Origin of the sequence: Bacillus cereus G9842 (assembly GCF_000021305.1) — a bacterium.
Classification (GTDB): Bacteria; Bacillota; Bacilli; order Bacillales; family Bacillaceae_G; genus Bacillus_A; species Bacillus_A thuringiensis_S.
The window spans coordinates 3,243,594-3,268,462 of record NC_011772.1; the positions used below are offsets into that span (position 1 = coordinate 3,243,594).

Sequence of the window (24,869 nt, forward strand, 5' to 3'; positions counted from 1 at the left end):
ACATAATATTTTTATGAATAACCACCATTCGAGTGAATAACTTGCCCAGTAACCCATTTCGCTTCTTCACTTACTAAAAAAGAAATTAAGCGCGCAGCATCCATTGTTTCTCCAACTCTACCTTGCGGGAATTTCCATACTAAATAATGTTTTAATTCCTCTGTAATCCACCCTGTATTTGTTGGTCCTGGATCAACGGCATTAACAGTAATCCCCTTCTCCATCGCTACTGGTGCTACTGACTTTGTAAATGCTTCAATTGCCCCTTTCGTTGCTGCATATGCTAGTTCATCTGGCATTGGACCTACTGACTGTCCTGAAGTAAGATTAATAATACTCCCGCCCGTTTTAAGTGAATAATGTTTTATAAACAATGAACTTAATAGCATAGTAGCCCGAATATTAACTGTATAATGTTTATCCAACTGCTCTACATCTAATTCCTCAATTCTCGTATGAGTAGAATATACTGCATTATTAACTAGAATAGATGGATCACCTAACCGTTCTGATACCATATAAAACAAACGATTTGGCGAATAAGACTGCGATAAATTGATTTCTGCCATTTCACATCGAACATCGTAACTTTCAATTTCCTTTTTCAGCAAAAAGGGTTCTTGATCACTCATTCCCCATGGCATCGCTTTATCATACTTTGGCCAGTACGTGAAAAAAATGTCTATCCCCTTTTGAGCAAGCACCTTGCATACAGCTGCACCAATTCCATTCAGACGAGTTGCCCCTGTTACAATTGCTATTTTCTTCACCTTTTTCTCCTCCATCTATACACAGATCCCCTGCATGAATACAGAGGATCTATCTTCTTATTGAATATTTGACAGTATACGTTCAGCACCTAATTTTAACATTTTAATAAAGATATAATTTACAATCGTAAACATTACAAATAAAACGATAAACATAACCCACAGTCCGACATGAAGGAAGAAGTATAATACACTTACTCCCCCCACAATAATTAAAGCTATTAAAATATTAGCTAAAAAATTCCACAAAGTGGTATATCGGCTCTTAAATAATTTCTGCTCTGTATCCCAATGAATATCTGCAGTTTGCGCGTCCCAGCGTGTTCCGATTAAATTAATTAATAACAACCCGTTCGCACTTAGTAAAAACCACAGTATCATAAAGACTGGAGAAATCCCAGCTACAACTGCCATCGTAATACCGAATACTGCTAAAATGATCACATTAATTAACCAAGCAGTGATTGCTTTCGCAAAAAAGATATCCGAAGCCTTTACTGGTAAATAACGATTCACAAACCAAGAGCTTCCATCTCGCGAAAATGACGTTGTTGCAATGACGTTACTACCCATTAAAAATAACGATGCACAAAGACCAACACCAATTGCAAATCCTGTTGTCTTTGGATTGTTAATATACTCTGTAATAAACTTTAAATTTCCATCTTGCACAAATAAAATAAAGAACAACATAATTGGCATAACGAAAGTTTGTACAATGCAATTTAAGAAAAATTGTGGTGTACGGAATAACGTTTTAAATTCTTTTTTCACATACGCTTTTAAATGCGAACTTTGTACTGTTGATTTCTGTAAACCTTCCGCCGAAATAACTTGTTTCTTTGCTGTACTCGTTGAAAGTCCAATAACCCCTTTTAAATATGTACGCTCTGCTATGTAATAAAACAACACAAAGAAGACAAATGAAATAACTGCAAAGATTATTACATATAAAGGTCCCTTCCAATTTGCATTTTCTACTAATGCCACTGCTCCAAAATATGTAGTTGGAAAATAATTTGTCATTTGTACTAAAAGAGAAGATTGATTATTTACAAGGTATTCCGCAGCCCCATCTCCAGAAAACGCACTTTTATTTCTCCACTGCATAAATACGTTAATTCCTACAATAAATAATATACTTACGATTCCAATAAATATATTTCCTCGATCTTTATTTTTCGCTATATTTGTATACCTCATAATAATTGTCATCAGTAACGAAGCTAATACTAACGGCACGATTGGGAAGAGTAAGTAAATAAAAATCATATATATGTAATATGTAATAAATGCGCCACTTTTTAAACCGTACGTAATGAAGATTGGTAATAAAATGAATGAACTCATTACGTATTGTGTAATTAATACCGTTAAAAATTTTGCCGAAATAATTTGCGCTGGTTTTAATGGTAACGGCAGTAACATTTCAATATCATTGCTGTAGTAAAATACAGTTAAAATGTTCGTTATACTCATTAAAAATACCCATATACTCGCAATCGCAAGTCCCATTGCAATAATCATTCCCGGCCCTTGCCCTAATTGTTTCAGACCTTCATACATTCCGTGCGTCATCGAACCAAATATTAAAAATCCAACAAATAAAATAGCTGCAAATGAAAATAAATACGCCCATCGCTTCTTCTTATCTGCTATAAAATCTGCGTAATTTAACTTTAATAGTACCTTCGTTAACGTCCAAATTTTACTCATTGCCCGTCATCTCCAAGAACATTTTTTCAAGTGATTCATTGGATTTAAAATGATCTCTCATTTCATCTAAATTTCCTTTAAACTGCAAATTCCCCTTATTAATAATAGCAACCCGGTCACATATTTTTTCCGCTACTTCTAATACGTGTGTAGAGAAAAATACAATCTTTCCTTTATCCGCATGTTCTCTCATCATTTCTTTTAAAATATATGCAGATTTCGGATCAAGCCCTGTTAACGGTTCATCTAAAATCCATACATCTGGTTCATGCACGAGCACACCAATAATAACGATTTTTTGTCTCATACCGTGCGAATAACTTTGAATTTGATCAGATAATGCATTATAAAGATCAAACTTCTTCGCTAAAGACTCTATTCGTTCTTGTCTTACTTCTTTCGGCACTTCATACATATCAGCCATAAAGTTTAAATATTCAATTCCTTTTAAACGTAAAAACATATCTGGGCTATCCGGCACATAACCAAACGTCTTCTTCGCTTCCATCGGCTCTTCCATAATATTTTTTCCGTTAATCGTAATAGTCCCTTTGTCCACCCCGTGAATGCCAGTAATCATCTTAATTGTCGTGGATTTACCCGCACCATTCGGTCCTAAAAATCCAAAGATTTCGCCGCTAGGTACAGATAAACTTAAATCTTTTACTGCATAGGTAGACCCATTATAACTTTTTGACACATTCGTAATTTCAATCATTCCATCCAATCCTTTCCTTAATTACCAAATAACTATATTGATATTATAGCATACTTCTATTTTAAGATTTTTACATTTTTCAGTTTATTTAACCTTTAAAATAAATATACACCCCTAATCCAACAACTAAAACGACAGCTAGTATAATATAAATCATTGTTAATCGTTTAATATTCCCCTTTGTCGCTTTGCTATAATTTGCATCACCATTCCGCCCAATTAACACCGTCGCAATGACAGTAATCACTACAAGTAATACAACGATCATGATCCAAGTTAGCATTTCTTCCTCCCCCTCCTTACAACCATTTTACAATATTATCCTCTTTATTTCGCAGCATATTTCCTCTTTTTACTATTATTATGAAGCAAACTGGAAAACTATTATTACCATTCCTATCCAATTGTGATATATTTGTAACATAACGTGACTTATTTCTAACAACGTAAGGAGGACCTATCATGAAAACAACTTGGATAAAATATTTAGGATTTCTCGGTTTCTTCGGTTTCCTCGGATTTTTTTATGAAAAAGGATTGTTTACTATGTTCTGTTTCTTCTCCTTTTTCACATCGTATAGAACAGTTCAACACGATGAACTGTTTGAACAAATTGTCAATAAATCGTGTCGCAATGCATTTATCGTTACATTACTAACTACCGCTATCATTATATTTATTGAAATGTTATTTCCAAACCCCATCTTACAAGAAATTGATATCACTCTTATTTTCGGCACACTCATTCTTACGTTCGGTTTTTCTATGTTCTTTTATGATAAACCTGTTGATGAAATGGAAGATGCACCATGGCGTTCGTAACGAAGATAAAAGAATACCGCGCAAAATTGAACATGACACAAGAAGATTTAGCGAAGCAAGTTGGTGTACGCCGTGAAACAATTAGCCACCTTGAAAAAGGTAAGTATAATCCTTCATTGCAACTCGCTCACGATATAGCGAAGGCACTTCATAGTACGATTGATGAGATTTTTATTTTTGAGGATAAATAAAAAATACCGTCATTCTTTCCAAGAAGAATGACGGTATTTCTCATCGATTATCCATATAAAACCGCATGAAATACGCCTAATAGTAAGTATTGATCCTCCATGTAATCTCCATCATATGCATTCATCTCGATGTAATACATATCTTCCTCAAGACGAATATTCCAATCTGCGATTAAATAGCCTTTTCGTAATAATTTTCCCATTCCAAATGAAGTTTTATGAACAACATATTCTTCTGCCTTATATGTAAAGGTAAATATAAAATTTGCATCCAATAACTTTCCGTCACATACAAGTATTTCATGCTCTGCATCATTATTATCGATGTACGTTACTAAAATCTTTCTTTGGCGCTGCCTACTTACATCCTTTGCAATGACGCGAATATTGTTCTTAATATCCTTTATTTCATAAATGATATTACTACCAATTTTCGGAATAAAATCCAGCACTCTCATCAGCGTATTTTTATAATAGCCCCTTACTACGCCTACTTGCTCGCTTCCATTATAAACCTCTATCGGCGTCGTATCTGCTTTGCTATCACACGGTCGTTTGTAAGAAAGCTGCATCATTCGCTCTCCTCTTAAGTACTGATCAAACGTCACAGGATATTCTATCGCACGCAGTTCCTTATTTAGCTCATATAAATAGCATTGAACGCTCTCTACTAATGTTTCAGTAGAGATACGCTCTTGAAGTTCAAATTCTTGCCAGCTGGAAGAAACATTCCATTGGTTATGATCCTCTTCATAGAATAAGCCAAGAATGACCTCTTCACGGTCAGCCGTTTCATATTTCATAGGCACGTTTTGCCCGTGTTGAACTTGTTCCATCCACTGACCTAAATAAATGCCCAGCTCTGCAACCTTCATACATGATTTTTGAAAAAATACTCTGTCACCCATACAAATTGTTAAATCCCCTTCGATAAAACCATTTGTATAAGCAACATACCGTGGCTCATCCTTCTGCGGGAGATTCTTGTCTAACTCAAATAAAAACGTTAACATCCTTCATTCACCTCTAGTTGTTACACTAATCATACATGACATCGCATCACTCTGAGAAACTATTTATATACGTATATTTAATTCACGCATTATAACACGTGAATGACCTTGTATAGTAGCGTTATTTTTTGTTCTATATCTTAGTATATGAACTTATATGAGCGATTTTTCAAATATATCTATCGCAACTTACAATATATCATCGATTTGCCGACAAATATCAGCACAATTAAAATGAAGCTACCTTTTCTTCCGCCACTCCCAAAATTTCTAAAATTTGTAGCAGACTCTCCACTTCATAAGTCGGCTTAACTTCTGCCCTATTTTCTTTCAAACTTGGATTATACCAACACGTATCAATGCTGTAATCTTCTCCGCCTTTCATATCAGAAGTTAGCGAATCTCCGACCATTAGTACACTTGATTTATCCGTAATTCCAAATTTCTCAAATGCATAATCAAAAATCTCACGTGCTGGCTTTTGATGACCAACTTCTTCAGAAATAATAATATGATCAAAGAAATTACATAAAGGTGAATTTCCGATTCTTGATTGTTGCACCTTCGTATATCCATTCGTAATAATACCTAACTTGCAATCTTGTAGATTTTCACATAATTGTACTGCGCCTTCTATAAGGTGTACTTCTTTCCCTAAGTTTTCAAGATATACATCACTAAATTGCTGTGCATCTACATTTATATTATGAAGTGCAAATAATTGTCTAAATCGATCTACTGCTAATTCACTTAGCGTAATCATTTTATTTTCTAAATCTCTCCATAATCCATTACTAATCTCTTTATAACTTGCAAGATAATCATTATACCCTGTAGGCATACCAAACTGTACAAACGCATTATGTAATGCGTGTCTTTCCGTTTCAGGGAAATCTAATAATGTATCATCTACGTCGAATAATATAACTTTGTATTTCATGATGTTCTCCTCAATTCCTATTTTAAAAGCTTCGTTCTCATTGCTTAAAATTTATTTAATTCTTTTAACTAAAGCACACTTTAATTCAATTTTTATATAACTAAAATTACACCTCTGCGCTTAATAATTTATAATCATTATTAAAATAGGCATGTATCATGTGTCCACCAAATAAATCTCCATCATGATATTCACAGTATATATCATTTTCTCTAATTTCAATGTCATAGAGCGTAATCGCTTTTGCAAATTTTTCTTTCGTTATATCATATTCTCCTGCATCTACAGCATCCCAATTTAAATGTTCATCATTATCATCATACTCAGGCCAAAAATCATTTTTGTAATTTATCAATTTTTCTGCTATGGCTACTTTAGCCTTTTTATCAAATTCTTCTATACATAAAAAAAGCTTCTCTGCCCTTTTAATCATCTCATTAACATCTACATATTCATTTCTAATATCCAATTGCCAATGTATTTCCTCATTTTTTTGCTGATATACTTTACATGTCTCATTAAAGGTAAACAATCCTATTAATTCACTTTTTATTGATTTCCCCATCTCCTAATTTCCTTTCTATTATGATAACCCTCCATCAAATACATAGACATTTTCTTGCTTTTTCCCTATAGTTCATTATAGAAATCATTATAAATCACACGACTTTACCGTCACTTAACATAATAACACGATAGTAATATAAGTTTATATATTTCATTATGAGGCGCTTAACCTGCTCTTTATTGAATACACCATTATCTTCTATTTTCAACTACGCTATAAGTAAAAGGAGGCTAATCCGCTCAGCCTCCTTTTACTTATTAATCTTCTAGTAATAACTCTTTCATTTCCTCTAACGACTCTTTCGTAAAGCCAAGAGCCCTTTCAGCGTATGCTTCAACTGATCCGTATTGCTTTTGAATTTCACCAATCGCAGCTTGCAAGTATTCAGCACGTGCTTCAAACATTGCACCTAATATCGCTCTGCTCTCATCGTTTTGTAATTTCGCACCTAAAAAGGCCATCATTTTTTCATTTAGCTTTTCACGGAAACCGTTACTTAGTAAGTAGTCTTCCATTACTGTTTTTTCCGGTACACCTAGTAAAAGTAATAATAGTGCTGATCCGAATCCAGTACGGTCTTTTCCAGCTGTACAGTGGTTTACTAACGGTAAGTTTTCCGGATTTTGCGCTAAGTTTAAGAAGCTTACAAATGCCTCGTTACCACTTACGAAACCTTGATTCATTTTCACAAGATACTCACCTGGTTTTCCTAACATAGAAAGGTCACCAACTTGGAAAAATTCATTTATATTTAAGTCTTTCGCTAAATCTTGCATAACTGGTAAGCACACTTGACGAGCACCTGTAATCTCTGGGTTTGGCTTATGCTTCACTTCAAAGTCTGTACGGTAGTCACAAATTAATTTCAAGCCAGACTTTTGTAAATAGTCGATATCCCACTCTGTTAGTCCTGCCAATTCTTCAGAACGGTACAACTTGCCCCATTTTACTTTACGGCCTTCAGTCGTTTCATATCCTCCCATATCACGGAAGTTAAACGCGCCTTGTAATGGCAGTCTACGTTCAGCTACTGTTACTGCTTGTCCATTACTTCCTACTAGTCTAAAATATGGACGTTCAGTTTCACTCGGGTTTTCAATTGTATATGATAATTCTCCATTTAACGTTGCAAGTAATTCTCCATTTTCTTCAATATGATCTGGTGAAGTACTCCAATAAATACGAACTTCTTCTATATTATTTTCCCACTTTATTTGTAACGTATTATCTTCAATTCTTTCTACAGTTGCTTGTAGCCAATTTCTTTGCTGCTCCATTCTTTCACCAACGCTTTCTCATATAATCGAATCTTTCTTTATTGTATTATAGGAATATCTATTTTGTCGTTCTCATTTTTCTTTTTATCTTACAAAGAGGCAAAAAGTTCTTTTACTTGTTCATAAGTTGTACACGGATTCCCTCGAAAGACATATGCAATTTGTTCATCACCTAAATCTTTATATACAACTGTCCCGCGATCAGGGTGCGAATAAATAGTCCCCTCCCGCTATACGAGTTCGAGAATATAGACCATTCATCCTCCTAAAACACCCTCACATACCGCTCAGTACAACTCAGCAGCTGACATCCGTTCTTTTCAAAAACATCCTTCATCCACTCATTTTGTACATTTGTCTCACCAATATAATAAGATGCACCTATTTCCTTTAAGACAAACATCGCACCTGCAAATAGTGCAGCTTCATATCCCTTATTACGCATATTTGGAGTAACTGCGAAGTACATAAGTTTCCCTTCTTCTAACGTACCTCTTTCAATATGCGGGATTACAATTCCTATCGGCTCTTCATCGACACTCGCTGTTAAGCAATGTTCTTTCCAGTGCTCACCAATTTCTTGTAGCATCATATGCACAAATTGATCATGAGCGACTGGTTCTCCCGTCGCTTCATTCCACAGTGAATAAAAAGCCTCTTCTCCAACTTCTTCAATAAGCTTAAAATCCATTTCACTTTCTACATCTTCTACTTCATATATATCTTTAAATACAATCATGTTTTCCGTAACATATTCAAATGAATACGTTTCAAAACATTTTTTATACACATCATAATTTGGACTTTTTGAAGAGATTTCAAAATGTAGTTTTTCTAATTCACCTTTTTTAGCTTCAGCAACGCAATATTGCATCATTTCCTCTAATTGCTCTTCTGTAAAAATCTCTGCATTATTTTCTTTTATCATAATAGAAGAAGCACTTCTTCTTATTTTAAAATGTTTTTCTAACTGTTCTATCGTCGTCATATTCTTCCCTCATCTATATCATACTCGAATTTCTAATCGTTCTCCTTGCATGAGCAGGATTGTCCTTGAATATATAGAATACTAGAAAAGATCGCATCTTTAAAGTGCGGAGGAGGTTCTCCAGTGGATATTACAGCATTGCAACAACAGTTAGAGCTTATACAACAAAATGACTATACGCAACTACAGCATATAGACGTAAATGAGTTAACTTTGAACATGCTTCAGTATATCGGAACGACTGATAGCTACGTTCGTTACCAACTTATATATAAATGTTTTGCGCATTTCATTCATCATGAATTCCTTATGGACGATCAGCTGAAATTACTTCTGCAAACTTGTTTAAGTGATGAGTATTTATATTGTGACATTTACTCCCCACATACAGATGGGGTTTTCACACGTTCTTACACTGTTTCGTTAATTGCGTTAATACTCCAATTCGCTAATTCGCACTACTTTTGTACAGAGGAGGATATCGAAGAAATAAAAAATAAACTCATTACATATACAAACTTAGAAACGGATTTTCGAGGCTATATTGAAAACAAAGGATGGGCTCATTGTCTTGCTCACGTATCTGATGCTTTCACCGAAATTGTTCATAATACGTATACGACCTTTGAATGGTACGAAGAATTAATTCATTGTTTATTAAATAAAATTTTTATTCCATCTGACCTTTTTCATAATAATGAAGATGAACGCATTGTTACTCCATTACTAGCAATGCTGTATCATGATTTTCCTCAAAACGAGTTAATTTCTATTATTCATAAAAAAATAAAAAGGCTTCCTCAAATTAGAAAACGCCTTTCACTTAATGAGTATTGTATTTTATGCGCCAACATTAAAACCTTTTTACGCACATTATTTTTCAGAACGAAAGATGACCATAACTTAGCTTTTACAGCGCGTAAAACAGAAAGAATGTTAAAAGAACTCCCTAACTATTATTAAATACAAGGAGCAAAAATATGGGCTACATTGAAGACATGAGAAATCTAGTAGGAAATCATCCACTTATTTTAATAGGATCACATGCCATTATATTAAATGAAAAAGATGAAGTATTACTGCAGCTTCGGACAGATTTTAACCGATGGGGCATTATTGGGGGTGCCTTAGAATATAACGAAACGTTAGAAGGTGCTTTAAAACGAGAAGTATTTGAAGAAACTGGACTTATTATTAAAAATCCAGAACTATTCCGTACATACTCAGGGCCAGATTTCTTTCAAATCTATCCAAACGGCGATCAAGTACATGGTGTACTCGTTGTTTATATTTGCCGCGAATTTCACGGGGAGCTTATATGTGATAAAACTGAGTCAAAAGAATTACGTTTCTTTCCGTTTGATGAGTTACCTAGTACTCTTCATCCAGTCATTGAGGGGATTCTTCGCGATTTTCATCACTCTAATTAAAAATATAAATAAAACAACCTCATTTCCCGTCATTACAACGTGAAATGAGGTTGTTATCGTTCACCGTAAATCCCTATTTCCCCAAAATGATATTAACGCTCTCTTTCTACAACTTTATATCCCTTTATAAAAAGGATAGTTATATAAGAAACAATAAATGAAAGAATAGTATACATGCCAACCCAAAAGAAAAATGCTGGATCGTGCACTGTAACACTTAACATAAGAAAAATAAGAAATGTTACAATTGGCATCGCGTAAAATGTACCTACTTTATATGTCACAGCTATTGAAAAAATACAAATAAGTAATGGATATATACAGAAAATAAAAATGATTTCACTCAATGTTATGTCCCCCTTTCTGCAGAAATAATAGGTTTCTCGTAAACATTTGGGGGAACAACAAAATTTTATTTTTTATTAGTAAATATAATGTTAGATTGTTATCTCAATCTGATTCCCTTCAGGATCACTTACTACACTTTCATAGTAACCATCCCCTGTAGTTCGTGGGCCGTTTAACACAGGGTACCCTGCTTCTCTTAATGTATGAGTTAATTCGTTCACCTTTTCTTTATTACCTACAGAAAAAGCAATATGCGCATACCCTACTGTTTGTGTTTTTATTTTATCGTCTATCCCTACTTGTCTCATAAGTTCTAGACGCGCACCACCTTCAAAAGTTATGAAATAAGATTCAAACTGCTTTTTCGGATTGTGATATAAGCTATTTTCTTCACCACCGAAGTACTGTTTATAGAAATCACACATTCCTTCTAAATCATTCACCCAAATTGCTACATGTTCAATTTTCATAATCGACACCTTTTCTTTTATGTTATTCAACTGGCAATTGGATGCTTCATTGCCAGTACATTTAATTTTCTTTATTTGTTCTCGTAATCATAAGATCAAGTCCAAGGCTTTTTAACCCATATAAATAATCTTCTTTCCAGTTGCTCACTGTTATTTTCGGAATATGTTCTGCCGGAATGTACTGCGGACAACTTTTTACAATTTGATCTATTACAAATTGATTCACTTCATCATCACAGAAGATAAACGTATGAGGGTTAATAATAGCTATACATGTAGCTATTAAACGAGTAATAGCATCTATATTATATTCCTCTGAATTATGCGAATCCCCACTTCTCAAAGCTTGTAAGAAATTTTTATTATCATACTGCGGAACGAAAGATATCTCTCCTGAGAAAAATGTACTTCCGCGTACGACATCTCCATTTACCATAATCCCCGCACCTGGGCCATTTTGACCTGAATACAAATATACAAGAGAGGAATTGTCATTATTCCTCGTGTTTTTATGATACCCGAGCACTGCAGCATTCATATCGTTTTCTATTACTACTGGTATAGAAAACAGTTCCTCAAAGTGACTTTTCAAATTAAAATTTTGAAACTTTTCATATCCAGGAATATAGAAAATACGCCCATTATCGACCGCACCAGGGACACCAATTGATATAGAACTTATTTTTGGAAACATAGCTATAAGACTTTCTATATGTTCTGTTAATACGCTTAGTCCCGCATCAATTAATGCACTTGAAGTACTCCCTTGTTCTTTTACTTCCCCTAAACAGTTAAAAATTGTATAATTCGTCTCATTTTTTTCTAAAAATATCGCTAATCCTAACATATATTCTGGATTATACGCATATCGTTTCGCTCTTCTTCCGCCACTTGAATCATCTAAACCGACTAAAGTGACTTCACCATCTTGTTTCATATTTTCTATAAATTTACTTATCGTTGGAAAACTAATTTCTAATGTATTACTAAGTTCAACTTTCGTCGCACTTCCTTGCTCTAGAAGAGCCGTACGAATGCCGCGAAGGATCGTCTCTTTAATTGATTTTTGAGTAACAAATTGTTCACTCAAATCGCTCACCACCTTAATCAACATACTTATTAAACACTTTTAATAAGTTGCGTTGACAATATATCATACATCATTTTCTAAAGCAATAGAGATGATATATTTCCGCTGCATGCAACCCTTATTTAGCTCGGTGTATTCTCTCTTGTAATAGACGATACAATTCCAGACAAAAGAACAAATAATAAAACAGCTAGCAAGGCATTACGTATTCCGAATGCTTCCCCAAGTATCCCTAAAAATGGTGGTCCGACTAAAAAGGCTGTATAACCAATGATAGAAACTGCAGCAACATTAGAAGTCGCATTTTCACGGTCATCTCCAGCAGCTGACAGACCAATTGGGAACCCTAGCGCTGCACCAATCCCCCACAGTACTACGCCAAATGCTAGAAAATACGAATTACTCCCAAATATTACGATTGAAATTCCTAGAATCGCCATCATAATAGTGGCACGTACGACAGCGACACGACCGAATCGATCAAGGAAATAGCTGCTACACATACGAGTTAACGTCATTGCTAATACAAAAATTGCGTACATAATAGAACCTGCCACTATACTTTGCTCATGTCCATCTACCATCACGATAGGTAGCCAATCATTTGCACTACCTTCTGCAAATGCCATTCCAAGCACAAAAAGACCAATTAAAAGCACCTTTTTTTCCATACGTAAGGAAGTACGCTTCTCTCTCCTTTTGTTCCGCGATTTCTCCTTCTTTCCTGTTCCATGCGGAAGAAAACGATACACCATACATACAAGTAATAGAAACATGACCGAAATCACAAGAAACTGATACAGAATCGGGATGTGAAGCGACGCTGCGACAGAACCACTGAGCGCGCCTACTAAAGTTCCTACACTAAAAAAGCCATGAAATTTCGGAAGAAGAGTTGTTCCTAATTTCTGCTCAATGGAAGAACCTTCTACATTCAATGCGACTTCCGCCAATCCGTAGCCTACTCCAAATACTAGTAAGCTACTAAAAGCCCCCATACTAGAAACAAAATAAATATTTATACCTAAACAAATCAATCCAACAATCATAAAAAACATGCTGCCTATAATAACGTCTCTAGCTCCCTTACAGTCAATGAAGCGGCTTGCACTCAGTAAACCAATTATTGAACCAACAGATAGTCCGAACAAAATCCAGCCCATTTCTGCATTTGACACTGCTAACATATCTCGAGTAGCTGCTGTTCTTGAAATCCATGTAGCAAACGCGACACCTGGCAAAGCAAATAAGAGAAAAAGAGCGTTTCGAGAGGCAAGTAATGTCTTTGTATGATTGTTCGCACTATATTTCTCCATATGAAACACCTTCCCCATTGTCTATACGATAAGACACCAGTTTATTCATATACCCGTAAAAAAAACGATTTCTATAAGTCTATCGTTTTAATAACTTTAGCTGGATTACCACCAACAACTACATTATGAGGTACATCTTTTGTCACAACTGCCCCTGAGGCAATTACAGCGTTGTCTCCAATTGAAATACCAGGGTTAATTATAGCTCCCCCGCCAACCCAAACGTTGTTACCAATCTTTACAGGCTTTCCATATTCTTTACCGGAATTCCGCTCTACCGGATGTAGCGGATGCGTAGCAGTATAAATGTGAACTCCAGGTGCAAACATACAATTATCACCGATTCGTACTTCACAAACGTCCAAAATCACACAATTGAAATTTGCGAAAAAGCTCTTTCCAACATGGATGTTGTAGCCATAATCACAACGAAAATCAGGATTGATTTGGGCTTTCCCGTCAGCTGAAGAACCTAAAAGCTGATTTAATAACGTAAAACGTTTTTCATCTCCTATCTCCATCGCCTCATTATAAAGGCGTGTTAAACGTTTTGCTTCAGTTCTATCAGCTACTAACTCTTCATCATCTGGCATATACATTTCTCCTGCCACCATCTTTTCTTTCTCCGTTTTCATACATTCATCTCCTTTTTTATTGAATGAGATCCACTTATTAAACTTCTTTAATAAGTGACTTAAATTATACTTATTAAACACATTTAATAAGTAACCCTATATTAGCATACTTTTTAACATATGCAACTAATAAGTTTTGAAAAGAAGTGCGAATTCCTTGCTCTACATATCAATATGAAGAATATTATATAGATAAACAAGGGAACGCTCAGCGCCCCCTCTCAAATCCAATCCGTTTTTTAATTTCAGCTAAATTTACCTTCGCGATTTCTCTTGCCCGCTCAGCACCTTTTTCTAACGCTTCGTATAATAAATTTGGCTCATTCATATACCTAGCGTATTTCTCACGAGGTCCAGCTAACTCACGATCTACAACGCGAAACAACTCTTTTTTCACATCACCCCATCCGATTCCAGTCTCATATTTTTCACGGATCGACTGTATTTCAGCCTCTGTCGCAAATTCTTTATAAATTATAAATAACGTTTCTAGTTCTTTCGGTTCATTCGGAAGTGAAGAATCTGTTTTGATTTTAAATATTAACTTTCGTAGTTTTTCTTTCTCTGCAAATAATGGGATTACATTCCCGTAACTTTTACTCATCTTTCTTCCATCAAGTCCTAGTAATATTGCTCCTTCTTCTTGTATGACATACTCCGGAAGTGTAAATGTCGTGCCGAATGTATGATTAAAATACGTCGCAATATCACGTGCAATTTCAATATGCTGAATTTGATCTTTCCCAACTGGTACATGAGTAGCTTGAAATAGTAATATATCCGCCGCCATTAAGATCGGATACGTATATAATCCCATATTCACTCCTGCATCTATCTCTAAACCCGCTTCTTTATTTTGCTCCACCTTCGCTTTATACGCATGAGCACGGTTCATAAGTCCTTTCGGAGTTAAGCAAGCTAATATCCAAGCTAATTCTAGAATCTCCGGCACTTCTGTTTGTCGATAAAAAATAACATCTTCCCCAAGTCCAAGCGATAACCAAGTAGCTGCTACCTCTTTCGTATAACTGCTGAACTTTTCTGAATCATGCACAGCATTTAACGCATGATAATCAGCTATAAAGTACAATGCTTTTCCTTCATTATTCTTTGACATTTGTAATGCAGGTTTAATCGCGCCAATATAATTTCCTAAATGCGGATAACCTGTCGGCTTAATTCCTGTTAACATTATTTTTTCACTCACACTAACTCCTCCTTTCTCAAAATAAAAAGAGCCTCTCATCCTTAAAAAGGACGAGAAACTCCCGCGGTACCACCTTAATTAGCTATCATTATAGCTCACTTCAACTTCTTAACGTGAAGTAACCGTCTTTACCTACTCATTTCAGTTAGAAGCTCCAGAGCCCATTCCATATTCATCCCTTACTGATTCTCACCACATATCAGCTCTCTGAAAAGTTTCGAATATGTACTCTTCTCTTTCATTGCTTTTTCGTTATTTTTTTACAGTTTATCACATTTCACTTCCAAACAAACCCGAATTTTCTATTTTATATAGCAGGAATTTCCACTTCAATTGTCTAATCTTATATAGGTTTGCAGAAATATTCAAAACAACTTTGGAGGTTTTTTCATGGTAAAATATATATCCATTTTAGGTTCCACAGGATCCATCGGCACATCTGCATTAGATGTTATTTCAGCTCATCCTGAACATTTCAAAATCGTCGGTTTAACCGCAAATTATAACATTGATCTTCTTGAGCAACAAATCAAAACGTTTCAACCTCGTATTGTAAGCGTTGCGACAAAAGACTTAGCAGACACGCTTCGTACGCGTATTTCAGCAAATACAAAAATCACACACGGGACTGATGGCTTAATTGCAGTAGCTACTCACCCTGATTCAAATCTTGTATTAAGTTCTGTTGTCGGTGTTTCAGGATTACTCCCAACAATTGAAGCATTAAAAGCGAAGAAAGATATCGCTATTGCTAATAAAGAAACTTTAGTTGCAGCTGGACATATCGTAACTGAACTAGCGAAACAAAACGGATGTCGCTTAATTCCAGTAGATAGTGAGCATTCAGCTATTTTCCAATGTTTAAACGGAGAAAATAATAAAGAGATTGAGAAGTTAATTGTAACAGCTTCCGGTGGTGCTTTTCGTGATAAAACACGTGAAGAAATGCAAACGTTACAAGCTAAGGACGCTTTAAAACATCCAAACTGGTTAATGGGCGCAAAACTAACGATTGATTCTGCCACATTAATGAATAAAGGATTCGAAGTAATGGAAGCGAGATGGCTATTTGATATTCCGTATGAAAAAATTGATGTAATGATTCATAAAGAAAGCATCATTCATTCTTTAGTAGAATTTATTGATGGATCAGTTATGGCACAGCTCGGTGCTCCTGATATGAGAATGCCTATTCAATATGCGTTTCACTATCCTACTCGGCTACCTTCTTCCTATAAAAAATTAAATTTATTAGAAATCAGTAGTTTACATTTTGAAAAACCAGATTTAGAGAAGTTCCCTTGTCTACAATACGCATATGAATGTGGCAAAATCGGTGGTACTACTCCCGCTGTATTAAATGCAGCAAATGAAATTGCGAATGCACGATTCTTAAAAAATGAAATTGTCTTTTTCGATATTGAAAAAACAATTTACAAAACAGTTGAAGCTCATCATAACGTAAAAGACCTTTCACTAGATGCTATATTGGAAGCGGATCAATGGGCGCGCCAATATGCAAATGAATTGTTAATAAAAAAGAGCTAAAACAGTTCCCACTGTTTTAGCTCTTTTTTCACGTATTCAACTTAACAAATCTATAACCGTGCGTAACTAACACTTTTAATATCGCGTATCCTGGAATGGCTAAAATAATGCCCATAATCCCGAATAAGTTTCCGGCAGTTAAAATGATAAATATGATTGTAATTGGGTGAATATCTAGCTTTTTCCCCATTACTTGAGGAGAAATAAATTTACCTTCTGCTAATTGTACAACCATCATAACAATGATTACTTTTAACACCATTGCTGGCGAGTCAATAAATGCGATAATTAACGCTGGTGTAATAGCAATAATTGGTCCTACGTACGGAACGATATTTACAATCATCGCTAAAATCGCAAGTAGTACCGCATATTTAATACCGATAATAAGGTAACCGATTAATAGCATAATACCGATAAACAAGCTCACGATAATTTGCCCTCTAATATACGAGCTAATCGCATAGTGCATATCATCTAGTATTCTCATTGCTGCTGGTTGTCTTTGTTCTGAAATGAATTTTAAGAAGTGATTCGGCAATTGTTCGCCATCTTTTAAAAGATAGAACAATATAAATGGAACCATTACAAATGTTAAAACAACCTCTGTAACAGTACTCAAGAATCCAGTTACATTCCCAGTTACTGATGATAATGACTTTGTAAAATCAACTGTATAGTCTTTTACCATATTCGCAACATTAATATTTAAATTCTCCTGAATTTTACCAAGTAAATTACTTTCCCCGAATCTACGCGCTGCTTGTTCAATCTCATGACCAAAGTACGGTAAGTTATCAATTAATGCATCAATTTGATCTTTAATAATAGGGATAACAGTTACAACTAAAAACACAAATAATCCGATTACTATTAAGTATATTGAGGCTATCGATACGATTCTTGAAACACCTTTCTTTTCTAAAAGTGAAACGAATGGATGCAAAATATAGAATAGCACGCCTGCCAATAGTACTGGGAAGAAAATTGTTTTTAAAAATACGATAAACGGTGTAAAAACAAATGATATTTTTGTTAGTAATAAAATATTAATAAACAATAACGCAAATCCAAGCAATACCGCCAAATAATTTTGTTCTCTAAAAAACTTTCTTAACTTATCTCTTTTTCTTATATTTATTTTCTCCAATGAAACCACCTCTTCGAATGATGAAAAGCCCTTATTCAGGGCTCTTCATCATAATCTATATCTCTATTTCCTTGCAGCTTTCACTACAAATGATACAATAAGAATTAACACGATTGCACCTAATAATGCCGGCACGACATGAATCCCACCAAATGATGGCCCAAAGGATCCAAATAATCTACCACCTAACGAAGCACCTAATAAACCTGCGATAATATTTCCGAACATACCACCTGGGAAATTTTTACCCGTTATAGAACTAGCAATTGCACCTATAATAGCACCAACTATTAATGTGATAATCCATCCCATTTTTAGTCCTCCATTTCTATTATAGTTTGTATGATTCAATACAAACATATGTATTTATCATTGCTAATCATATTTCACTATAGAAATATATTTACTGCTATTTTACATATGGAGATACATATATTATATGCAAAAAAGAAAAATATTGTCAAACTCACCCATAAAGCAATTATATTAATATACCATATTCAAAGGAGGCTTCATTATCTATGATTCTTAAGTTAAATTCCACTTCTTTTGAAGTAGCAACATCCATTTTACAAGTTCAAATTCCAGCCTATAAAGTTGAAGGGGACTACTTAAATAGTACTGCCATACCCCGTTTATATGATACTGTAAACGATATTCAAAGTTGCGTTGAAACATTCTATGGATATTTTTCTGAAAATAAACTTGTCGGCTTTATTTCTTTTGTACAAGAAGAAAAACTAATTGATATCCACAGGTTAGTTGTATCGCCTGATTTTTTTCAAAAAGGAATTGCGACGAAACTCCTAATTTATATATTTAACATGTTCCCTTCTTCTATGACATACATTGTACAAACAGGTAAAGCAAATACCCCTGCTATCGCATTATATAAAAAACACGGCTTCCTTGAAGTAACATACACCGAACTACCTGATGGAATAGTACTTACACAACTGAAAAAACAGAAAAAATAAAATAATTTGACTAATCGTTTTATTTATGTTACCTTTTACCTTATAATACCTTTTGCTGAGTCCAAATTTTGGAGCGGGGGAACCAATTTTGTAGCTATGCTACTTGGGGCGAATCTTTTTTTAAGTAGGGAAACTCTCACTTCCCGAGTCCGACAGCTAACCTCGTAAGCGTAATGGGAGAGGAAGGTGCTTTTTGCCTATGTTACACATTTTGCCTCCTTAATTATAAATATGGGATCGATATCAAATAGTCACCTATATTTATAGAAAAGGAGATATGTATTATGTTACGTTTATCTGATCACGCAATAAAAATGATGGAGCAAAGACTTCGACTCGAACAACATCGCACATATCAAGCAAATAAAATTGTAGATAACTTACATCACAAATACTTCTTTCAACATATTTTTCAGCCAAAAAGATAAAGCAAAACTAATAATCAGTGGGGGCATCCCCACTGATTATTAGTTAAACCAATCGGGCTTTTACGGTCCGTTGATCTATCACCTAACTTCTTTACTCTAGCTGAATTTTGTAGTGGGTGTCTTACTGCCCGTTAATGCAGGATAAAAAATTGTTCATTTAACATCAAAAACACAAGGTGTGTCTAAAAAGACATTCCTTGTGTTTTTATATTTCTTATAATATTCTCACTACATTTAAACTTGCCGTAATCGTACCTGCTATTGTAGTCACATGCCCAACACCGAGCGGGCCATTTTGTAATATAAACGTTGAATTTGCACTAGCTACATTTACAAGAAGCGTATTTGAAATAGATGGTTCCAATACTACAGTTGATGTCGTTACATTTTGTATAAAACTCCCTGTTACTTGTGTTCCATTTAATAGTAATCTTACAGATACTACTTCATTCCCACCAGTCGCGTCCCCTTGGAAATAGTAGCTTACTAAATATATTCCTGGCGTCGATACTGTGACAGTTGTAGCACTAGTTAAAGATACACCAGTTCCATATACAGTGGATCCCGAGTTAATTGGAATATTGGCACTTGCTGCAATTGTGCTTGTTGATGTAGAAAAGAAATAGCCACCACCTGTCGATATAGCAGATGATCCTGTTGCTCCAGTTAAGCCGGTTGGACCAGTGGCGCCGGTTGGGCCTGTTACTCCCGTTCCCCCTGTTGCTCCAGTTATTCCTTGTATGCCTTGTATTCCAGTCGGGCCAGTGGCACCAGTCACTCCCGTCTGGCCGGTTGCTCCCGTCGAACCTGTTATCCCTTGGAGACCTTGGATTCCTTGAAGACCTTGGGGACCCGTTTCTCCAGTCGGGCCGGTTGCTCCCGTTGGACCCGTTATCCCTTGGGGACCTTGGATTCCTTGAAGACCTTGGGGACCCGTTTCTCCAGTCGGGCCGGTTGCTCCCGTTGGACCCATTTCTCCTTGTGATCCTTGAATTCCTTGAGGACCTTGGGGACCCGTTTCTCCAGTCGGACCGGTTGCTCCTGTTGGACCGGTTGGGCCCGCCTGGCCGGTTATTCCTTGTAGACCTTGAGGGCCGGTTGGACCAGTTGGGCCGATTGGACCTTGCACTCCTTGTATCCCCTGAATTCCTTGGGGACCAGTTGGACCAATCGGACCTTGGATTCCCTGAATTCCTTGAGGACCCGTTGCCCCTGTCGGACCTGTTGGACCTTGGGGACCTTGCACTCCTTGTATTCCTTGAGGACCGGTTGGGCCTATACTTCCTTGCGGTCCCTGGATACCTTGTATTCCTTGAGGACCGGTTGGGCCTGTTATGCCACTCGGACCTTGTACGCCTTGCACTCCTTGTGGGCCAGTTGGGCCACTCGGACCTTGTACGCCTTGTAGACCTTGTAAACCAGTTGGACCTGTCGCTCCCCTTACTCCTTGCTCACCTTGTATACCTTGAACCCCTTGTGGGCCGGTTGGACCGATTGGACCCTGTGCCCCTTGCACTCCTTGGGGACCTGTCGGACCGGTTGGGCCGATTGAGCCTTGTAATCCTTGTAGACCTTGCGGACCTGTCGGGCCGGTTACTCCTTGTATCCCTTGTGGACCTTGAATGCCTTGGTCACCCGTTGGACCTGTTGCCCCCATCGGCCCCTGTACCCCTTGCAAACCTGTTAAACCGGTTGCTCCTGTTGGACCCTGTATTCCTTGCACTCCTTGGATTCCTGTTGCTCCTGTTGCTCCTGTCGCCCCTGTTGCCCCTGTTGCTCCTGTCGGACCGGTTGGACCCCCTGGTGATCCTGCTGGACCGGTTGGACCGGTTGGGCCTCCCGGAGGACCGGTTGGACCTGTTGCTCCTGTTGGACCCGTTGCAGAACCAGTCGGACCGGTTATCCCAGTTGATCCGGTTGATCCAGTTGGACCTGGATCCCCTTGTAAACCAGTTGCCCCTGTCGGACCGATTACACCTTGCACTCCTTGGATTCCTTGAGAACCGGTTGGACCTACCTGCCCCATTTCTCCCTGGGGACCTTGTAAACCTTGAACACCAGTTTCCCCTTGTGGCCCCATTGGCCCCTGTTCCCCTTGGATTCCTTGAGAACCTGTTGGGCCTGTTGGACCAATTAGACCCTGTATTCCTTGTATTCCTGTTATACCTTGTAAACCACTACTTCCTAAATTACCTTGAACACCTTGTATACCAGTATTTCCAGTCGGACCTGTTGGACCATTGTCCCCTTGCACTCCTTGTATACCTTGTATTCCTGTTGGACCTGTCGGACCGACTTCCCCTTGCATTCCTTGTATGCCTTGTATTCCTGTTGAACCTGTTGGACCGATTGGACCAGGAATTCCTTGTATCCCCTGAATACCAGTTGGACCTGTCGGACCTCTTTCGCCTTGAATTCCTTGAACACCTTGTATTCCCTGTGGGCCTTGTTCTCCCATAGGTCCTTGACTACCTTGAGAGCCTTGTGGTCCAGTTAAACCTGTTGGACCTGTTGGACCATTTTCTCCCTGTACCCCTTGCACCCCTTGTATTCCTGTCGGACCTGTTGGACCGATTGGACCTTGTACGCCTTGTATTCCCTGCGGTCCAGTTGGTCCACCTAAAGCACCTGTTGGACCGGTTGGTCCAGTGGGCCCCGTAATACCTGGCGGCGGAAAAGGAATAGGTGCTTGAAACTTACTACACTTATCTTGATTCTTCACAAGCATCTCCTCCCGTTTGTAACGCATCAAACTATTTGTAATATGTTTAAGCTAGCTGTTATTATTCCCGCTAATGTCGTTACATGCCCAATAGCTAATGGACCATTTTGTAATGACAAAGTGGAATTTGGAGAAGTAACTTCAATTACCATCGTATTTGAAATCGCTGGTTCTAATATAAAATTACCTTTTGTAACATAAAGAATAAAACTCCCTGCGACTTGCGTTCCGTTTAAAACAAGCCTTACCGAAATCGTTTCATTCCCCAAAATTGCATCCCCTTGAAAATAATAACTTATTAAATATATCCCTGGCGTACTTAACGTTATAGTTGTCGCATTTGTTAAACTAACTCCTGCTCCAAAAATTGTAGAACCAGAATTAATTGGTATTAGCGCATTCGCTGCAATTGTACTCGTTGCAGTGGAAAAGAAATAACCGCCCCCACTAGGTAAACCAGTCGCTCCAGTCGCTCCTGCTATCCCCGAGAAACCTATTGATCCTACATTACCAGTTGCGCCTGTTGGTCCAACCGCTCCGTTTTGCCCCTGACTACCTTGCGCTCCAACTGGGCCTATACTACCACTAGCACCTGTCACCCCACTTGCTCCAATTGGGCCTTGCAAACCTTGAATTCCTTGTATACCTTGTATTCCTTGCGGACCCGTTGCACCTATATCGCCTGTCATTCCTGTTATTCCTTGTATTCCCGTAATCCCTTGAACACCTTGCACACCTTGTGGTCCAGTTGACCCGGTTGCTCCAGTAGCTCCAGTTTCACCCGTTGCACCAGTAATTCCAATATTCCCTTGTGGGCCTTGGGGTCCTTGACTACCTTGTGCCCCTTGGACTCCTTGAGGGCCAGTTATACCGACCTCCCCTGTATTTCCTTGGGGACCTCTAATTCCTTGTGCTCCTGTTGGACCGATTATTCCTTGCACTCCTTGTATTCCTTGCACTCCTTGAACTCCTGTTGGACCCGTTATTCCTTGTAATCCTTGAGGACCTTGCAAACCAATAGCTCCAGTCGGACCGATTATTCCTTGCACTCCTTGAAGACCTTGTGCACCTTGTGCACCTGTCAATCCCGTAGTCCCTTGTATCCCTTGAACTCCTTGAGGACCTTGTGCTCCAGCTGCTCCTGTTTCCCCTTGAATTCCTTGTACTCCTTGTATACCTTGCGCTCCAGCTGGACCAGTTGCTCCTCGGATTCCTTGTTCACCTTGAACTCCTTCCGCTCCTGTAACACCAGCTGGACCGGCTATCCCTTGTATTCCCACCATTCCTTGTGCACCTGTTGGGCCTATTACACCTTGAATACCTTGAATACCTTTAGGGCCTTCTGCACCTGTCGGACCAGTTACTCCACGCGTACCTTGTATTCCTTGAGAACCTTCTGCACCCGTTGGACCCGTTATACCTGGGTTACCTTGAGGACCTTGTGCCCCTTGGACTCCAACTGCTCCAACTACACCTTGGGAACCTTGGACTCCCCTTACACCTTGAGGACCTGTTGGACCTGTTATACCTTGCACTCCTTGCGCTCCAATTGGTCCTATCCCTCCGCTTACACCTGTTGAACCAGTCGCACCCGTTGGACCTGTTGGACCTCCTGGCGGGCCGGGTGGACCTGATGGACCAGTCACTCCACTAGATGGACCAATTGGACCGGTTGTTCCCGTCGGACCACCCGGTGGTCCTTCTGAGCCTTGTGTACCAGTAGGACCAGTTGCTCCTGTTATCCCTCGTACTCCTTTTGCTCCTTGAAAACCTGTGGATCCACTTACTCCTTGTATTCCTTGAACTCCTTGTGGACCTTGAGGGCCTGTTACACCGGTTATTCCCTTTATTCCGCTTATACCTTGAGGACCTTGTATTCCAGTAGAACCAGTTGGTCCTACTACACCTTGTGCCCCTTGATCACCTTGGTGTCCTTGTTCTCCAGTAATTCCTTGTATTCCTTGAGCGCCGTCTTCTCCTTGTATACCAGTAGCCCCTTGCTCTCCTTGTATCCCTTGAACACCTTGAGGACCTTGGGAACCAGTTACCCCTGGAACTCCAGTTACCCCTCTCTCTCCTTGTATTCCTTGTGCCCCTGTTTGTCCTCGCTCACCTACTTCCCCTTGTATTCCTTGTATGCCCTGTATTCCTTGACTACCAGCAGGACCCGTAGCTCCCTGTGTTCCTTCTAATCCTTGTACCCCAATATCACCAATTGGACCTTGGTTTCCGATTAATCCTTGAGCACCTTGGAGGCCAGTTGGACCAGTTATACCTTGCTCTCCGGTATCACCAACAGCTCCTTGTATTCCCTGCGCTCCTGTTGTCCCTCGCGAACCTTGTATTCCCCTGATACCTTGAGGTCCTTGGGGTCCTTGGGGACCAGTTGCTCCCGTCGGTCCAGTCATCCCTGTTGGACCAACAGGACCTTCATGCCCTCCAGTTGGACCTACAGGGCCACTATTACCTGTTGGACCAGTTGCACCTATAAGCGGAAGAGGCAGTGCCACTCCGAATTTTTTGCAATTTTTATGATGACGCACAA

At 38.0% G+C, this 24,869-nt stretch carries 26 protein-coding genes, 1 riboswitch and 1 other annotated feature; of the genes, 7 read left to right on the top strand and 19 right to left on the bottom strand.

Going from position 1 to position 24,869, the window contains the following annotated elements; genetic code table 11:
* Positions 1-11 precede the first annotated feature (11 nt).
* From BCG9842_RS16285 to BCG9842_RS16300, 4 genes are all read right to left on the bottom strand, one after another.
* Complete coding sequence (locus tag BCG9842_RS16285) at positions 12-770, bottom strand: SDR family oxidoreductase (RefSeq protein WP_002082465.1); 759 nt, start codon at positions 768-770, stop codon at positions 12-14.
* 57 nt (positions 771-827) lie between these two features.
* Complete coding sequence (locus BCG9842_RS16290) at positions 828-2,486, bottom strand: putative ABC transporter permease subunit (RefSeq protein WP_000036853.1); 1,659 nt, start codon at positions 2,484-2,486, stop codon at positions 828-830.
* The gene (locus BCG9842_RS16295) at positions 2,479-3,204 is read right to left on the bottom strand and encodes an ABC transporter ATP-binding protein (RefSeq protein ID WP_000570204.1); all 726 of its coding nucleotides are present in this window, start codon (positions 3,202-3,204) and stop codon (positions 2,479-2,481) included. Before BCG9842_RS16295 ends, BCG9842_RS16290 begins: the two co-directional genes overlap by 8 nt.
* A gap of 88 nt (positions 3,205-3,292) precedes the next feature.
* Positions 3,293-3,487, bottom strand: coding sequence for a hypothetical protein (locus BCG9842_RS16300; RefSeq protein ID WP_000958863.1), 195 nt, complete (start codon positions 3,485-3,487; stop codon positions 3,293-3,295).
* A gap of 179 nt (positions 3,488-3,666) precedes the next feature.
* Between BCG9842_RS16300 and BCG9842_RS16305 the strand changes: the two genes are divergently transcribed.
* Positions 3,667-4,026, top strand: coding sequence for a DUF3796 domain-containing protein (locus tag BCG9842_RS16305; RefSeq protein ID WP_000859209.1), 360 nt, complete (start codon positions 3,667-3,669; stop codon positions 4,024-4,026).
* Positions 4,014-4,217 carry a helix-turn-helix transcriptional regulator gene (locus BCG9842_RS16310; protein ID WP_000896294.1) on the top strand — a complete coding sequence of 68 codons (204 nt, stop codon included), beginning with the start codon at positions 4,014-4,016 and terminating at the stop codon, positions 4,215-4,217. The genes BCG9842_RS16305 and BCG9842_RS16310 overlap by 13 nt, the downstream gene beginning before the upstream one ends.
* 47 nt (positions 4,218-4,264) lie before the next feature.
* On the opposite strand, the gene BCG9842_RS16315 is transcribed toward BCG9842_RS16310, so the two are convergent.
* The 5 genes from BCG9842_RS16315 to BCG9842_RS16335 all read right to left on the bottom strand — a co-directional run bounded on the left by BCG9842_RS16315 (position 4,265) and on the right by BCG9842_RS16335 (position 9,003).
* Complete coding sequence (locus tag BCG9842_RS16315; RefSeq protein ID WP_000955110.1) at positions 4,265-5,230, bottom strand: tubby C-terminal domain-like protein; 966 nt, start codon at positions 5,228-5,230, stop codon at positions 4,265-4,267.
* 229 nt (positions 5,231-5,459) lie between these two features.
* Complete coding sequence (locus tag BCG9842_RS16320) at positions 5,460-6,170, bottom strand: YjjG family noncanonical pyrimidine nucleotidase (RefSeq protein WP_000875915.1); 711 nt, start codon at positions 6,168-6,170, stop codon at positions 5,460-5,462.
* Between the two features lie 106 nt (positions 6,171-6,276).
* On the bottom strand, positions 6,277-6,735 hold the full coding sequence (locus tag BCG9842_RS16325) for a DUF2262 domain-containing protein (RefSeq protein ID WP_000520300.1): 459 nt from the start codon (positions 6,733-6,735) through the stop codon (positions 6,277-6,279).
* A 260-nt stretch (positions 6,736-6,995) separates the two neighbouring features.
* Positions 6,996-8,015 (bottom strand): tyrosine-protein phosphatase, encoded by a 1,020-nt coding sequence (locus BCG9842_RS16330; RefSeq protein WP_000437798.1) that lies wholly within the window; start codon positions 8,013-8,015, stop codon positions 6,996-6,998.
* Positions 8,016-8,280: 265 nt separating this feature from the next.
* Positions 8,281-9,003: a GNAT family N-acetyltransferase gene (locus BCG9842_RS16335; RefSeq protein WP_000207406.1), complete on the bottom strand. Its 723-nt coding sequence runs from the start codon at positions 9,001-9,003 to the stop codon at positions 8,281-8,283.
* Between the two features lie 123 nt (positions 9,004-9,126).
* Here BCG9842_RS16335 and BCG9842_RS16340 point away from each other — a divergent pair, with 123 nt between their 5' ends.
* Both BCG9842_RS16340 and BCG9842_RS16345 read left to right on the top strand, forming a co-directional pair.
* Entirely contained in the window at positions 9,127-9,966 is an 840-nt protein-coding gene (locus tag BCG9842_RS16340; protein WP_000355454.1) for a DUF2785 domain-containing protein, read from the top strand.
* Positions 9,967-9,983: 17 nt separating this feature from the next.
* A complete protein-coding gene (locus BCG9842_RS16345) occupies positions 9,984-10,433 on the top strand; it encodes an NUDIX hydrolase (RefSeq protein ID WP_000540466.1) in 450 nt (149 codons plus the stop codon).
* 92 nt (positions 10,434-10,525) lie between these two features.
* Here the strand turns inward: BCG9842_RS16345 and BCG9842_RS16350 are convergent, their stop codons facing one another.
* The 6 genes from BCG9842_RS16350 to BCG9842_RS16375 all read right to left on the bottom strand — a co-directional run bounded on the left by BCG9842_RS16350 (position 10,526) and on the right by BCG9842_RS16375 (position 15,499).
* On the bottom strand, positions 10,526-10,780 hold the full coding sequence (locus BCG9842_RS16350; RefSeq protein WP_001289513.1) for a YbeF family protein: 255 nt from the start codon (positions 10,778-10,780) through the stop codon (positions 10,526-10,528).
* Positions 10,781-10,870: 90 nt separating this feature from the next.
* On the bottom strand, positions 10,871-11,251 hold the full coding sequence (locus tag BCG9842_RS16355) for a VOC family protein (RefSeq protein WP_000687550.1): 381 nt from the start codon (positions 11,249-11,251) through the stop codon (positions 10,871-10,873).
* 61 nt (positions 11,252-11,312) lie between these two features.
* Positions 11,313-12,341, bottom strand: a complete 1,029-nt coding sequence (locus BCG9842_RS16360) for an ROK family transcriptional regulator (RefSeq protein ID WP_000003031.1) — start codon at positions 12,339-12,341, stop codon at positions 11,313-11,315.
* A 122-nt stretch (positions 12,342-12,463) separates the two neighbouring features.
* Positions 12,464-13,657 (bottom strand): MFS transporter, encoded by a 1,194-nt coding sequence (locus BCG9842_RS16365; RefSeq protein ID WP_000417602.1) that lies wholly within the window; start codon positions 13,655-13,657, stop codon positions 12,464-12,466.
* Between the two features lie 71 nt (positions 13,658-13,728).
* Positions 13,729-14,292, bottom strand: a complete 564-nt coding sequence (locus BCG9842_RS16370) for a maltose acetyltransferase domain-containing protein (RefSeq protein WP_000845633.1) — start codon at positions 14,290-14,292, stop codon at positions 13,729-13,731.
* A 208-nt stretch (positions 14,293-14,500) separates the two neighbouring features.
* Positions 14,501-15,499 carry a tryptophan--tRNA ligase gene (locus tag BCG9842_RS16375; RefSeq protein ID WP_001290885.1) on the bottom strand — a complete coding sequence of 333 codons (999 nt, stop codon included), beginning with the start codon at positions 15,497-15,499 and terminating at the stop codon, positions 14,501-14,503.
* Between the two features lie 43 nt (positions 15,500-15,542).
* Positions 15,543-15,750, bottom strand: a binding site (T-box leader).
* A gap of 139 nt (positions 15,751-15,889) precedes the next feature.
* On the opposite strand from BCG9842_RS16375, the gene BCG9842_RS16380 reads away from it, so the two are divergent.
* On the top strand, positions 15,890-17,047 hold the full coding sequence (locus BCG9842_RS16380; protein ID WP_000241772.1) for a 1-deoxy-D-xylulose-5-phosphate reductoisomerase: 1,158 nt from the start codon (positions 15,890-15,892) through the stop codon (positions 17,045-17,047).
* A 28-nt stretch (positions 17,048-17,075) separates the two neighbouring features.
* Here the strand turns inward: BCG9842_RS16380 and BCG9842_RS16385 are convergent, their stop codons facing one another.
* Together BCG9842_RS16385 and BCG9842_RS16390 are read right to left on the bottom strand one after the other, a co-directional pair.
* Entirely contained in the window at positions 17,076-18,197 is a 1,122-nt protein-coding gene (locus tag BCG9842_RS16385; protein WP_000411479.1) for an AI-2E family transporter, read from the bottom strand.
* Positions 18,198-18,260: 63 nt separating this feature from the next.
* The gene (locus tag BCG9842_RS16390; RefSeq protein WP_000539733.1) at positions 18,261-18,509 is read right to left on the bottom strand and encodes a GlsB/YeaQ/YmgE family stress response membrane protein; all 249 of its coding nucleotides are present in this window, start codon (positions 18,507-18,509) and stop codon (positions 18,261-18,263) included.
* 209 nt (positions 18,510-18,718) lie between these two features.
* On the opposite strand from BCG9842_RS16390, the gene BCG9842_RS16395 reads away from it, so the two are divergent.
* Together BCG9842_RS16395 and BCG9842_RS31365 are read left to right on the top strand one after the other, a co-directional pair.
* Positions 18,719-19,174 carry a GNAT family N-acetyltransferase gene (locus BCG9842_RS16395; protein WP_000601235.1) on the top strand — a complete coding sequence of 152 codons (456 nt, stop codon included), beginning with the start codon at positions 18,719-18,721 and terminating at the stop codon, positions 19,172-19,174.
* 43 nt (positions 19,175-19,217) lie between these two features.
* A riboswitch (cyclic di-AMP (ydaO/yuaA leader) is annotated at positions 19,218-19,361 on the top strand.
* Between the two features lie 97 nt (positions 19,362-19,458).
* Positions 19,459-19,602, top strand: coding sequence for a hypothetical protein (locus BCG9842_RS31365; protein WP_000945244.1), 144 nt, complete (start codon positions 19,459-19,461; stop codon positions 19,600-19,602).
* Between the two features lie 214 nt (positions 19,603-19,816).
* Here BCG9842_RS31365 and BCG9842_RS16405 read toward each other — a convergent pair whose 3' ends face one another.
* On the bottom strand, positions 19,817-22,330 hold the full coding sequence (locus tag BCG9842_RS16405) for a BC_3345 family exosporium-associated protein (protein WP_079997236.1): 2,514 nt from the start codon (positions 22,328-22,330) through the stop codon (positions 19,817-19,819).
* 20 nt (positions 22,331-22,350) lie between these two features.
* A complete protein-coding gene (locus BCG9842_RS16410) occupies positions 22,351-24,867 on the bottom strand; it encodes a collagen-like protein (RefSeq protein WP_001215787.1) in 2,517 nt (838 codons plus the stop codon).
* Positions 24,868-24,869 lie beyond the last annotated feature (2 nt).

Coding starts and splice junctions, on each gene's coding strand:
- BCG9842_RS16305 (WP_000859209.1), top strand. CDS start 3,667: ATGAAAACAACTTGGATAAAATATTTAGGATTTCTCGGTTTCTTCGGT.
- BCG9842_RS31365 (WP_000945244.1), top strand. CDS start 19,459: ATGTTACGTTTATCTGATCACGCAATAAAAATGATGGAGCAAAGACTT.
- BCG9842_RS16390 (WP_000539733.1), bottom strand. CDS start 18,509: ATGGGATGGATTATCACATTAATAGTTGGTGCTATTATAGGTGCAATT.
- BCG9842_RS16355 (WP_000687550.1), bottom strand. CDS start 11,251: ATGAAAATTGAACATGTAGCAATTTGGGTGAATGATTTAGAAGGAATG.
- BCG9842_RS16325 (WP_000520300.1), bottom strand. CDS start 6,735: ATGGGGAAATCAATAAAAAGTGAATTAATAGGATTGTTTACCTTTAAT.
- BCG9842_RS16365 (WP_000417602.1), bottom strand. CDS start 13,657: ATGGAGAAATATAGTGCGAACAATCATACAAAGACATTACTTGCCTCT.
- BCG9842_RS16295 (WP_000570204.1), bottom strand. CDS start 3,204: ATGATTGAAATTACGAATGTGTCAAAAAGTTATAATGGGTCTACCTAT.
- BCG9842_RS16395 (WP_000601235.1), top strand. CDS start 18,719: ATGATTCTTAAGTTAAATTCCACTTCTTTTGAAGTAGCAACATCCATT.
- BCG9842_RS16370 (WP_000845633.1), bottom strand. CDS start 14,292: ATGAAAACGGAGAAAGAAAAGATGGTGGCAGGAGAAATGTATATGCCA.
- BCG9842_RS16290 (WP_000036853.1), bottom strand. CDS start 2,486: ATGAGTAAAATTTGGACGTTAACGAAGGTACTATTAAAGTTAAATTAC.
- BCG9842_RS16320 (WP_000875915.1), bottom strand. CDS start 6,170: ATGAAATACAAAGTTATATTATTCGACGTAGATGATACATTATTAGAT.
- BCG9842_RS16330 (WP_000437798.1), bottom strand. CDS start 8,015: ATGGAGCAGCAAAGAAATTGGCTACAAGCAACTGTAGAAAGAATTGAA.
- BCG9842_RS16405 (WP_079997236.1), bottom strand. CDS start 22,330: ATGCTTGTGAAGAATCAAGATAAGTGTAGTAAGTTTCAAGCACCTATT.
- BCG9842_RS16310 (WP_000896294.1), top strand. CDS start 4,014: ATGGCGTTCGTAACGAAGATAAAAGAATACCGCGCAAAATTGAACATG.
- BCG9842_RS16300 (WP_000958863.1), bottom strand. CDS start 3,487: ATGCTAACTTGGATCATGATCGTTGTATTACTTGTAGTGATTACTGTC.
- BCG9842_RS16380 (WP_000241772.1), top strand. CDS start 15,890: ATGGTAAAATATATATCCATTTTAGGTTCCACAGGATCCATCGGCACA.
- BCG9842_RS16345 (WP_000540466.1), top strand. CDS start 9,984: ATGGGCTACATTGAAGACATGAGAAATCTAGTAGGAAATCATCCACTT.
- BCG9842_RS16315 (WP_000955110.1), bottom strand. CDS start 5,230: ATGTTAACGTTTTTATTTGAGTTAGACAAGAATCTCCCGCAGAAGGAT.
- BCG9842_RS16335 (WP_000207406.1), bottom strand. CDS start 9,003: ATGACGACGATAGAACAGTTAGAAAAACATTTTAAAATAAGAAGAAGT.